We start from the raw sequence: 12,188 nt of genomic DNA, 5'->3' as shown, positions 1-12,188 counted from the left end.
CCGGGACGCTCTGCGTCCCAACAGCGGACGCAGAGCATCTATTGAGGCATTCCCACGCAGAGCGTGGGAACGATCATTGGGAAGAGAAACTGTCAGACCCGAAAGGCCTGAACGGCTGTATGCAACCGCCCGCCCAGCACCAACAAATTCTCCCCTTGCTCACGCCCCTCGCCGATGCGCAGCAGGTTATCCCCACCCAATTGGTGAATCCGCTCACTGTGATCGCGGATTTCGCTGACAGCGCCGCTTTGCTGGGCGGTGACATCGGCGATGCGCACGGCGGTGTCGGAAATGGTCTGGATCGCCCCGACGATTTTATCCAGCGCACCGTCAGCCGCCTGGGCCTGATTGGCCGTGGCTTCGGCGTGTTCGACCTGGGCGCGCATGCCTTCGACCGATTGCCGCGCGGCGGTTTGCAGGCCGGCGATCAGGGTCTGGATCTCGGCGGTGGCCCCGGCGGTGCGTTGTGCCAGTGAGCGAACCTCTTCGGCCACTACCGCAAACCCTCGGCCCATTTCTCCGGCGCGGGCCGCTTCGATGGCGGCGTTCAGGGCCAGCAGGTTTGTCTGGTCGGCAATCGAGCGGATCACCGTCAGCACGCCGCCGATGGTCGCCGACTCTTCAGCCAGATGTTCGATCATCTGCGCGTTGCCTTGCACTTCGCCCACCAGCGCATGCAGCCCAGTGAGGCTCAGGCCGATCACTTTCTGACCGTGTTCCACCGCCAGTCCCGCATGACGACTGGCATCGGCAGCCTGGCTGGCGTCACCGGCGACTTGTTGAATTGTCGCCTCGAGTTCACCGAGAGAATCGCGGATCAACGCAGTGTCGCCGGCCTGATGCTCGGCGCCGCTGTGCAGGTCATTGCTTAATTCGGCCAACGTTCGGCTGCTGCCGGCGACTTGCTCGGCGTTGAGGCGAATGGTGCCCACCAGGTCGACCAGATAGGCGCGCAAGCGATTGAGCGAGGCTTGAATGTCATGCAGTTCGCGGTTGGTCGCGCCCAGTTGAATGTCGCGGCTGAAGTCACCTTCGGCCCAGGTCGACAGCGCCGGGGCGAGGTTGGTCAGGGTTCGGGCCAGGCGTCGCTGCAAGGTATCGATGAGCAATGCGATCAGCAAAATCAGCCCGATCATCACCCCTTGCATCAACCGCACTTCGCTCTGGATCTGCCCGTGCTGGGCACGCACCACCGGTTCCAGCCCGGCGATGGACTGCTGCACGGCGGCGATTTTCAAGTGCGTCGCGGTGCTGAGGTCGGTACGTTTCTGGATCTGTTCGCGAGTGCGCGCCAGTTCCGAAGGGTAGCGGGTGAGCAGGCTGTTGAGTTCACGCTTGAGGCCGACGCCGGCATCTTCGGCGACGGTTTTCTCGGTGTTATCCAGCCCCATCATCGCGGCGAAATCATCGGTGTTCGATTCGGTGCTGGCGGTCACACCCAGCAGCGGTAAAGCGTCCAGTTGCTCGGCTTGAGTGCGGATGTTAGCGACTTCGCGTTCGACATCAGCGGCCAGTTCGCTGCGACCACTGCTGACCAGTTTGTCCCGAGCCAAGGACAATTTGCCCAAGTGCTGGGAGGCAATCAGCAAGGGCGTCAGGTACGCCGCGTTGCCGCTGGCGTATTGGCTGATCTGATCAAGACTGGCACCGAGTTCGCGTTCGGCTTGCAGCAGCAGTGCTTGCGGGTCGCCAGCGAGTTTGCCAGCGGCCAACAGATCAGTTTTGCTGAATTCATCCAGATTCGTCAGGCTCGGACGCAAGGTGTCAGCCAATACCGGCGGCAACTCACCGAGTTCCTTTTGCAGGCTACTGATGGCCAGGCTGGCATTGCTCAGACGCAGGGCATCGCCGCTGGTCAGGTAATCCTCGACGTTGCGCGCCACTTCATTTTGGAACTGCTGAGACAGACCCAAGTAACGCTCCATCAACAGATAAGGGCGTTCCAGGGCTTTTTGCGACCACCAGAGTGTGGCGCCAAGGGCCACGCACACGGCGACCAGAAGGAGGGTATTGAGATTGGTCAACAGCTTCAGGCGCATCATGGTCTACCAACGGCAGAATGGTAAGTGCCTGAAGTTATTGCGTTTCTATTACAGAGTTATGACCGAATGGGTCGATTCCGATGAAAAAGTGGCACTTTGCTTTGATTCCCGCGCGGCTTGCACGCGGTTGCGTCCGGCGTCTTTGGCGCGGTACAGCGCCTCGTCTGCCTGACTGGCCATCAGAAGGCTGTCAGAGTCTTCGCGCAGTTCAACGACGCCGGCGCTGAAGGTGCACCAGAGATCCTGCGGCTGAGCCGGGTAATGAATTTCGGCAAAGCGCTGGCGGATTTCATCGAGCACCTTGTAGGCCGATTCGATATCCGTGTCCGGCATGACGATGGCGAACTCTTCACCGCCGTAACGGCCAATGAAGTCGGTCTTGCGCAACCGTTGCTTGAGGAACAGCGCCAGGCTCTTGATCACCCGGTCGCCCATGGGATGGCCGTGGCTGTCGTTGACCCGTTTGAAGTGGTCGATATCGAGCATCGCAAAGCTCAGCGGCTTGTTTTCGCGCCGGGCGCGGAATGAACAGTCTTCGAGCAATTGCAGAATGTGGGTGTGGTTGTACAAGCCGGTCAGGCTGTCGCGCACCATCCGCGCTTTCAGATTGCGCGCCCGCGCCGCGCGGTTGCGCACGGTGGTGATCAGGTGCCGTGGCTTGATCGGTTTGGTCAGGAAATCGTCGCCGCCTTCGCTCATGGCGTCGAGCTGCTTGTCCAGGTCGTCTTCGGCCGACAAATAAATGATCGGCACGCTGACATAGCGGTCGTTATGCCGGATCACCTTGGCCAACTCAGTACCGGTGCAGGCCGGCATGTACATGTCGAGGATGATCAGGTCCGGCTGGAAGTCCGCCAGTTCGGCCATGGCCTGGATCGGTTCGATCAAGGTCCGCGTGACAATCCCTGCGCTATTGAGCAGGCGTTCGGTGTGCAAGGCCTGGGCGCGGGAGTCGTCGATGATCAGCACTTTATAAGGTTCGTACTGGGCGACGCAGGTCAGGACTTCGATCTTTTCCAGCAGGCTCGAGGCTTCGAGGGTGCCGGTGAGGAACTCCTGGCCACCGGCGCGCACGGCGGCGAGGCGGGTCGGGGTATCGGTTTCGTGCAGGCTGAAAAACAACAGCGGCAGGGGTTGATCGAGGCCTTCCTGGGCTTCGGCCGCCAGTTTCAGGCCGATGCCGGTGCCACTGAAGTCGACGTCCATGACAATCGCCGCCGGCAACCGCTCGACCATCGAGGAGCGGAACGCGGCGACACTGTCGAGGGATTGAGCGCTGAGCCCGAAGAATTCAAGTTGCTTGGCCAGCCGCTCAGCCCGGTCGTGATCCTGCAACATCACGTAGATCGGTTTGCGCAGCGGCGGCAGGAAGGTTTGTTCGAGCTGGTCGCCATGGCGCAGGCCGGTGCGGGACAGGCGCTGCATCAGGCGATTGAGGTCAGTGATCAGTCCGCTGCTCAGGCGTCCGCGGTTGGCATCGACCGCTTCCAGCGACTGGCCGATGTGGCGCGCCAGCTGGGTGTGTTCCGGTTGTTCGAAACGTTCGGCAAAGCGCAGCAAGCGCAGATTGGCCTCACTCAGCTCCGACAAGTCGGTGGTGGACCATTCGTTGCGTTGCAGGCGTTGCCATATCTCAAGAATCTGACGTGCCTGATGAATTACCCGCTGGGCAAAGTGGTGCTTGAGGCGCTCACGGCTGGGGTCTTCTGGCTCGGTCATATCCTGACTACTAGTTAGGGTGCATGCTGAGATCGACTGGTGGCTCTATGCTAGCACCTCTTTTCGATTGCATGAGTGTCGTAGGTCAATAATCTGCAAAGCGACTTCATTCAGTTTCTGACCGACTGGTCGCATAGGCTCAACGCTGTGCTTCATTTATAGTGGCGACTCGGCTGCAGTCATTGTGTGGTTCGCTGTGTCCCGCCGGATTTAATGCGGGCAAATGACGCACGATGGCGTAGGGTTGTGGTCGAACCGATGAACTCAAGTGATTGAAAGGATACCGCCATGCTGGACTGGAAGAACCGCACAGGCAGCGCGCCTGAACGTGCCGCTGAACCGAAATCGGCCACCCGCAGTTATTTTGGCGGCCTGTTGTTCAGCCGGGCGCTGGCTACTCTGATTGTTCTTTACCTGTTGGTGGCGATCGCGCTGGGCTGGTACTGGAGCCAGGAGCCTGCGCTGTTTCCGGTTCAGCAGAATGCTCAGGTGGCGGCCGAGAAAGATGGCAAGCAAATGGTTGTCGGGTACACCACGGTGGAAACCCTCAAGACCGTTGCCGGCACTTTGCTGACCAAACCGGGCGGCTATATTTCCAACGACCGTTTCCCGCCGGGCCTGTGGATGGACAACATGCCGAGCTGGGAATATGGCGTGCTGGTCCAGGTCCGCGACCTGAGTCGTGCGCTGCGTAAAGACTTCGCCCGTTCCCAGTCGCAGTCCGCCGAAGACGCCGACCTGGCCAAGGCCGAGCCGCGTTTCAACTTTGACAACAAAAGCTGGGTGCTGCCATCCAGTGAATCCGAGTACCTGGAAGGCATCAATTCCCTGAGCCGCTATCAGGCACGTCTGTCGGGGCCTGACCAGAAAAGTGCGCTGTTCTATGCCCGCGCCGACAACCTGAACAACTGGCTGGGTGATGTCGGAACCCGTCTGGGTTCGCTGTCGCAACGGCTGTCGGCCAGTGTTGGCCGGGTCAAGCTCAACACCGCGCTGAAAACCGAAGTCCCGGCGCTGGGGCAGGTGCCGCAGGTTGACGAAGAAGTCATCGAAACCCCGTGGCTGCAGATCGATAACGTGTTCTACGAAGCCCGCGGTCAGGCCTGGGCGTTGTCTCACCTGCTGCGTGCCATCGAAGTCGATTTCGCCGATGTGCTGGCGAAGAAGAACGCCACGGTCAGCGTGCGCCAGATCATTCGTGAGCTGGAAGCCTCGCAAGAGCCGGTCTGGAGCCCGATGATCCTCAACGGCAGCGGCTTCGGTGTGCTGGCCAACCACTCGCTGGTCATGGCCAACTACATCTCCCGGGCCAACGCCGCGGTGATCGATTTGCGTCAACTGCTCAATCAGGGCTGAGTCATGGCCGATAGCTTGGTCGATAGCATGCGGGAGGCCGCCCATCGCGCGGCCTCCGATGCCGAACAGATCGCCTGGGTCGACGAGCAGGACAACCTGCTCGGCGCTCTGGTCCGTTCCGAGCTGCGCGAACGCGAGCTGATCGGCCGCGGCACCTACATCATGCTGTTCAATTCTGCCGGTGAGCTGTGCGTGCACCGGCGCACCCTGAGCAAAGCGATATACCCCGGTTACTGGGACGTGGCGGCCGGCGGCATGGTGTTGGCCACCGAGACTTACGCCGAATCGGCGGCCCGTGAGCTGGAAGAAGAGCTGGGCGTGAGCGGTGTGGAACTGACTGCCCATGATCACTTTTTCTTCGAGGACACCGGCAACCGACTCTGGTGTTCGGCGTTTTCGGCGGTGTGGGACGGTCCGTTGATCCTGCAACCGGAAGAAGTGCTAGAAGCGCGCTTCATCCCGATCGATCAGGTCCTGCTGGAAATCACGCAGAAGCCTTATTGCCCGGACTCTCTGGCGGCCTTGCAGCGCTATCTTCGCGCCCAAGGGGATGGCGTCGCAAAAGAGCTATAAATTGGCGCCGATTGGCTCTTAGCAAGTCGGCTTTTTGCCGTTACACTGCGCGACCTTTTCAAGCTGAACCGGTACTCCTTTTGTAAGGGCGTCCGGTCAGTAGCGCTGCCCCTGCCTGAGTGGGGCTTCGCGGTCGATGGCCCTGCCACGACCAGTCTTTGTCCTCCCAAGAGGATTGCCGGTGGCCAAAAAAGCCGCATCCTTCGCCGCCCTTGGTGGCCTGGTATTTTCCACCGACGCAGGTCGTCATTGCCCGGATTGCAGTCAACCGGTGGATGCCTGCATCTGCAAACAAACCGTTATCCCGGCCGGCGACGGCATCGCTCGCGTGCGTCGCGAAAGCAAGGGCCGTGGCGGCAAGACGGTGACCACCATCACCGGCGTGCCGCTGGCCGAAGACGCGCTCAAGGAACTGGCCACCACGTTGAAGAAACGTTGTGGGACCGGTGGGGCGTTGAAAGACGGGATCATCGAAATCCAGGGCGATCATGTCGAGCTACTCTTGGCCGAGCTGATCAAACACGGTTTCAAGGCGAAGAAGTCCGGCGGCTAGCAGCCTCTGTGAAAACCACCCGCGGCTTGATCCAGCCCTGATTTCATTTCGGCCTGGCGTCGTCTCCATGGTTTTCACAGAGCCTGTTCATGACCGGTTTCTAAACTCACTGCGGTCAGCGAGGTCTACCCCCTCGTTGACGAACCGTCATTTTCATTCTTTAGACTGCGCCGGCCTGAACCCAGGCGACGCTCTATGACTTCTTTATAGGGGACTTCAATGTCCGTACGACGCACACGCAAAGACGATGGCAGCCAATGGACAGTTGCGGACAGCCGCAGTGTTTACGGGATTCGCCATTGGGGGGCCGGGTATTTCGCGATCAATGACGCCGGTCGCGTCGAAGTTCGTCCGAACGGTCCGACCAGTTCGCCTATCGACCTCTTCGAGCAAGTCGATCAACTGCGCAAAAGCGGTTTGTCCTTGCCGTTGCTGGTGCGTTTCCCTGACATCCTGCAAGACCGTGTACGTCAGCTGACCGGTGCATTCGACGCCAACATCGAGCGCCTGGAATACCAGAGCAAGTACACCGCGCTGTACCCGATCAAGGTCAACCAGCAGGAAGCGGTGATTGAAAACATCATCGCCACCCAGAACGTATCGATCGGTCTGGAAGCCGGCTCCAAGCCTGAGCTGCTGGCGGTACTGGCGCTGGCGCCGAAGGGCGGCACCATCGTCTGCAACGGTTACAAGGACCGCGAGTTCATCCGTCTGGCGCTGATGGGCCAGAAGCTCGGTCACAACGTGTTCATCGTGATCGAGAAAGAGTCCGAAGTCGGTCTGGTGATCGAAGAAGCGGCGTCGCTCAAGGTCAAGCCGCAGGTCGGCCTGCGCGTGCGTCTGTCGTCCCTGGCGTCGAGCAAGTGGGCAGACACCGGTGGCGAAAAATCCAAGTTCGGCTTGTCGGCGGCGCAACTGCTGTCGGTGGTCGAGCGTTTCCGCGCTGCCGGTCTGGATCAGGGCATTCGCCTGCTGCACTTCCACATGGGCTCGCAGATCGCCAACCTGGCGGACTACCAGCACGGTTTCAAGGAAGCGATCCGTTACTACGGCGAGTTGCGCAACCTTGGCCTGCCGGTGGATCACATCGATGTCGGCGGCGGCTTGGGCGTGGACTACGACGGTACTCACTCGCGTAACGCCAGTTCGATCAACTACGACATGGACGATTACGCCGGTGTCGTGGTCGGGATGCTCAAGGAGTTCTGCGACGCGCAGAGCCTGCCGCACCCGAACATCTTCTCTGAAAGCGGTCGCTCCCTGACTGCTCACCACGCCATGCTGGTGGTGCAGGTGACCGACGTCGAGAAACACAACGACGACGTGCCGAAGATCGAAAACAAGGAAGAGCTGCCGGAAACCGTGCAGTGGCTGGTTGACCTGCTTGGCCCGACCGACATCGAAATGGTCACCGAGACCTACTGGCGCGCCACGCACTACATGAGCGACGTGGCCACTCAATACGCCGATGGCAAACTGACCCTGGCGCAAAAAGCCCTGGCCGAGCAATGCTACTTCGCCGTTTGCCGCCGCTTGCACAACTCGTTGAAGGCCCGTCAGCGTTCCCACCGTCAGGTGCTCGACGAACTCAACGACAAGCTGGCCGACAAGTACATCTGCAACTTCTCGGTATTCCAGAGCCTGCCGGACACCTGGGCCATCGGCCAGGTCCTGCCGATTTTGCCGCTGCACCGTCTCGACGAAGAGCCACTGCGCCGTGCGGTGCTGCAAGACCTGACCTGCGATTCCGACGGCAAGATCAAGCAATACGTCGACGAGCAGAGCATCGAGACCAGCTTGCCGGTACACGGTCTGAACGAAGGTGAAGACTATCTGCTGGGGATCTTCCTCGTGGGTGCTTATCAGGAAATTCTCGGTGACATGCACAACCTGTTCGGTGACACCGACTCGGTGAACATCTATCAGAATGCCGACGGCAGCGTGTACCACGCCGGTATCGAAACCCACGACACCATCGAAGACATGCTGCGTTACGTGCACTTGTCGCCGGAAGAGCTGATGACCCACTACCGCGACAAGTGCGCCAGTGCCCGCATCAGCGCCGCCGAGCGCACCCAGTTCCTCGATGCCTTGCGTCTGGGCCTGACCCGTTCGTCTTACCTGTCTTCTTGAGGTAACGCTCCGTTCTCATCGGGTTGTCTGAAAATTCTCCATTCGTTGAGGGAAATTTCAGATGGCCTGGTGCGGGACTTCTCTTTTTTCAAGCGAAATGACCCACGCACCGGGCTATCCAAGGGATGTGGTCTTCTTTTCACGTAGGTCATTTCCTAAGTTGTACTTCGGCACTCTACTCGGCCATGTCTCTCAGCGAGAATCCCCAGCCGCCCCTCCTGTAGAGAATCGCCGATGTTCGATCCAGTCAACGAGCCGTCATTTCGTCTGGATATAGCGGGTCTTCCCGATCCCTTTGAGGTTTTGGCCTTTACCGGTAGTGAAGCCATCAGCGAGCCTTTTGTGTTCGAGGTGGATCTGCTGAACGATGACCCGACGCTGGACCTTGCGAACCTGCTGTACCGCTCGGCCTTTTTACACTTCGGGCCCCGGGGGCAGGGTATTCACGGGCAGTTGCTTGGCCTCGTTCAGCTTGGCCATGGTGGCGAACCCGGGCTTTGCCGTGTGCGTCTGGGGCCCAGGCTGGCGTGTCTGGCCCAGCGCTTCAATCAGCGAATCTTCAGCCAGCGCTCGGTGCCGGATATTCTCGCTCAAGTACTCAAGGAGCACGGCATTGCCGGCAAGGATCGGCGCTTCGACCTGAGCGGCGAGTACCCGTCCCGTGATTTCTGCACGCAGTACCGGGAATCAGACCTGCAATTTCTCCAGCGCCTGTGCGCCCAGGAACGGCTTCATTACTACTTCGAACACCGCTCACGCGGACACTGTCTGGTTTTCGGTGATGGCCTGGGGCAGTTTAGCCGTGGCGAAGAGAGCGTCTTCAAGGGTGAGAACGAACAACCAGGTGTGCGTCAGTTCAAGCTGCACGGCTGCGGGCAAATCGCCGAAGGCCAGACCAATCTGGCGACCCTGCGCAGCGGCCAACTGATGCCGCTGTCCGGCCATCCGTGTGTGGACTGGAATCGTCTCTGGCTATTGACCCATGTCGAGCATCAGGGAGGGCAGCAACCAGAGCTTCCTTATAGCAACCAACTACGGGCCGTTGTGCAGGAAATGCCTTTCGTGGCACCTCATTCGGGCGTGAAACCCAGGATGCACAGCCTGCAGCGGGCGTGGGTGGTCGAGGTCGATGAATTTCAACCGGATCCGTCCAGACCGGTTGCCGTGCAGTTTGACTGGCTTTACCAGGGAGAGGGCGCAGCGCCCAGCCACTGCTGGTTGCCGTTGGCTCCCGAGCTGGAAGGCGCGGGCACCCTGCCGTTGAGTGAAGGGGCGCAGGTGCTGGTGAGCTTTATCGAAGGCGATCCGGATCAACCCTTGATCAGCGGATTTCTTCCCGGCGCAGCCTCCAGTGCAGAGCCAGTCATACCCGACCTGCAACCCACCTTGACGACCGATGTCAGCCCGGTGCTCGAGGGCTTGCAGGGCTTGCTGCAATCCAGCGAACCCTTGGTGCTCCTGTGCCTGTTACCCGGCGGCGGCAGTTTCAGTCATTGCGCACAATCCTTTTGCACCTGCCGGGCGGCGACGCAGCTCGGCCAGAGCGGTGCGGCATGATCGCCGTTCAGGCGGCCGACTCGACCCCGCAATGGCTGTTGTTCGATGTGCCGGACGTGCTTCAGGCCGACGCGGGTTTGCGACAACAGTTTGCTCATGTCCGATGGTTCCGGCTTTTCGAAGGCACCGAGTTTCACCCATTGCGTGAGTATGGGCCGGTATTGGTCAACCTTCGCGAATGCCCGGCGCTGGCCGAGTTGTGCCAAAGTGCGCCAGATACCTGGAGCGGGTTGCTGCTGGCCAGTGAAGCATCGCCATCGCGGTTGCTGGAGCATTTGCGACGCATGCTCACGGTCACTTTGGGTCTGCATCACCGGGCCTTGCTGAATTACTACAACCCACACACGGCGAGTTATTTTTTTGATGCCTGCGATGCGCAGGAGCTGAGTCGCTGGCTCGGTCCAATCGATCAGTTGCGCTGGTTCGGCGGCACTTGGGCCGACCGGGCCATAGGCTGTCAGGGCTGGCAGCAGTTGTTCAATCCGCGGCTTGCGGTCCGGCCGCTGGCCATCGAAGAAAACCTCAGCCCGCGTCAGCGAGACACCTTGCAAACCTGCCTGCTGGAACAACACGCCTGGCGCTGGAGCCGATCCACAGGCACCGACTACAACAACGTATGGGCTTACTTGCAGGAAGGGCTGGCGCTGGGTTTCAGCGAACGTCCGGTGCTCGATGGCTGGTTATGGTTGCGCTTGCAGCACCCCGACGCAGTGCCTGGGCAGTCGTTGTCGGGAATCACCCAGCAGGAGCGTCTCGATAGCCTGCGCAACCTGTGGCAGAACGATCAACCCTGAAGCTAACCCTCGTCATCCGTTGAGCCAGCTGTCTTGTTTGCGCAAGTACCAGGCGAACGCGCCGAGGGTCAGGCTGCGCAGCAACATGAACAACAGGAAGGTTATCCACAGTCCATGGTTGCCCAAACCTTGCAGCGCCCAGGCGAAGGGCAACAACAGGATCACCGTCAGCAGCATGCCGTTGCGCATTTCCCGGGCGCGGGTGGCGCCGATGAACAGGCCGTCGAGCAGGTAACTCCAGACGGCAATCAGCGGCAGCGTGGCGAGGTAAGGCAGATAGACGAATGCGGTGTCGCGCACGCTCTGGATGTCGGTCTGCATCTCGATGAACAGGTGCCCGGCGAACAGAAACAGCAAGGCAAACCCCACACTCGCCAGCAACGACCAACCGCACGCCACCACCAATGAGCGGCGCAGGGCCTCTCGGTCGCGAGCACCGATGGCGTGTCCGCACAGTGCTTCGACCGCGTGGGCCAAACCGTCCAGCGCGTGGGCGGTCAGCAGCAGGCCGTTGAGCAGCAACGCATTGGCGGCGACCGTGGCATCGCCCAGCCGCGCACCCTGCACGGTGATCAGGAAAAACACGGACTGCAACGCCAGGCTGCGAATGAAAATGTCGCGATTGACCGCCAGCAATGGGCGCCAGCTCTGCCACAACGCCAGCGCTGCCCAGGCGATATGGCCGGGATAGGCGCGCAGGGCGTTGCGGGTCATGAACAGGCCGATCAGTGCGCCGGTCCACTCGGCGATCACCGAGGCCCGGGCCGCGCCGACCACACCCCACTCCAGGCCGAGCACGAACCACAGATTCAGTGCGATATTGACCAGGTTGGTGCTCAGCAAAATCGCCAGCGGCGCCCGGGCGTTCTGAGTGCCGAGAAACCAGCCCACCAGCGCGTAACTGGCCAGCGCCGCAGGGAGGCCGAACAGCCGTGTGTGGAAGAACTCGCGGGTCAGCTGATCCAGCTCCGCCGACGGTTGCATGAAGTGCAACGCGACCCCGCTCAACGGCACGCCCAATGCGCCCAACAAAATGGCCAGACCCATGGCCAACAACAGACCTTGAAGCAAAATCTGCCGCAACGCTGCGCCATCCCCGCGCCCGGCAGCCTGGGCGGCGAACCCGGTGGAGCCCATGCGCAGAAAGCCCATGGCCCAGGCAAGAAAGGTATACAGACTGGCGCCCACCGCGACAGCACCGAGCTGGTGAGCATGGGGCAGGTGGCCGACGACGGTACTGTCGACCAGCGCCACCAGCGGTACGGAAATGTTCGAGAGAATCATCGGGGCGGCGAGCGCCCAGACTCGACGATGGGTCGGACGGTCGCGCCAGTCGGCAATCAGGTTGGGCATGCAGGCTCCTTGGGGGCGCCTGCATTGTAGCGGCAGATTGTTTTGCATGATCGTTCTCATGCTCTGCGTGGGAATGACTCCTGTGACGCTCTGCGTCACGCTGTCAAG

Annotated in this window: 9 protein-coding genes; 6 read left to right on the top strand and 3 right to left on the bottom strand. The window is 60.7% G+C overall.

Annotation, left to right across the window (positions count from 1 at the left end):
• Positions 1-92: 92 nt before the first annotated feature.
• On the bottom strand, positions 93-1,136 hold the full coding sequence (locus tag MMG91_RS29015) for a methyl-accepting chemotaxis protein (protein WP_370694721.1): 1,044 nt from the start codon (positions 1,134-1,136) through the stop codon (positions 93-95).
• Between the two features lie 954 nt (positions 1,137-2,090).
• Complete coding sequence (gene gcbA / locus MMG91_RS21450; protein WP_310660624.1) at positions 2,091-3,761, bottom strand: diguanylate cyclase GcbA; 1,671 nt, start codon at positions 3,759-3,761, stop codon at positions 2,091-2,093.
• A 288-nt stretch (positions 3,762-4,049) separates the two neighbouring features.
• On the opposite strand from gcbA, the gene MMG91_RS21445 reads away from it, so the two are divergent.
• The 6 genes from MMG91_RS21445 to MMG91_RS21420 all read left to right on the top strand — a co-directional run bounded on the left by MMG91_RS21445 (position 4,050) and on the right by MMG91_RS21420 (position 10,727).
• A complete protein-coding gene (locus tag MMG91_RS21445) occupies positions 4,050-5,117 on the top strand; it encodes a DUF2333 family protein (protein ID WP_310660623.1) in 1,068 nt (355 codons plus the stop codon).
• A gap of 3 nt (positions 5,118-5,120) precedes the next feature.
• Positions 5,121-5,690, top strand: a complete 570-nt coding sequence (locus MMG91_RS21440; protein ID WP_305448045.1) for an NUDIX hydrolase — start codon at positions 5,121-5,123, stop codon at positions 5,688-5,690.
• Positions 5,691-5,871: 181 nt separating this feature from the next.
• On the top strand, positions 5,872-6,243 hold the full coding sequence (locus MMG91_RS21435; protein WP_095052966.1) for a translation initiation factor Sui1: 372 nt from the start codon (positions 5,872-5,874) through the stop codon (positions 6,241-6,243).
• A 219-nt stretch (positions 6,244-6,462) separates the two neighbouring features.
• Positions 6,463-8,376, top strand: coding sequence for an arginine decarboxylase (gene speA / locus MMG91_RS21430; protein ID WP_310660622.1), 1,914 nt, complete (start codon positions 6,463-6,465; stop codon positions 8,374-8,376).
• A gap of 234 nt (positions 8,377-8,610) precedes the next feature.
• Positions 8,611-9,933 (top strand): contractile injection system protein, VgrG/Pvc8 family, encoded by a 1,323-nt coding sequence (locus MMG91_RS21425; protein WP_310660621.1) that lies wholly within the window; start codon positions 8,611-8,613, stop codon positions 9,931-9,933.
• A complete protein-coding gene (locus MMG91_RS21420) occupies positions 9,930-10,727 on the top strand; it encodes a DUF4123 domain-containing protein (protein ID WP_310660620.1) in 798 nt (265 codons plus the stop codon). The genes MMG91_RS21425 and MMG91_RS21420 overlap by 4 nt, the downstream gene beginning before the upstream one ends.
• Positions 10,728-10,739: 12 nt before the next feature.
• Here MMG91_RS21420 and MMG91_RS21415 read toward each other — a convergent pair whose 3' ends face one another.
• The gene (locus MMG91_RS21415; RefSeq protein ID WP_310660619.1) at positions 10,740-12,080 is read right to left on the bottom strand and encodes an MATE family efflux transporter; all 1,341 of its coding nucleotides are present in this window, start codon (positions 12,078-12,080) and stop codon (positions 10,740-10,742) included.
• Positions 12,081-12,188 lie beyond the last annotated feature (108 nt).

Source organism: Pseudomonas sp. JL3 (genome assembly GCF_031570575.1).
Lineage (GTDB): Bacteria > Pseudomonadota > Gammaproteobacteria > Pseudomonadales > Pseudomonadaceae > Aquipseudomonas > Aquipseudomonas cucumis.
The sequence above is the reverse complement of the archived record's forward strand: the minus strand, read 5'-3'. Positions and strand labels throughout refer to the sequence as shown.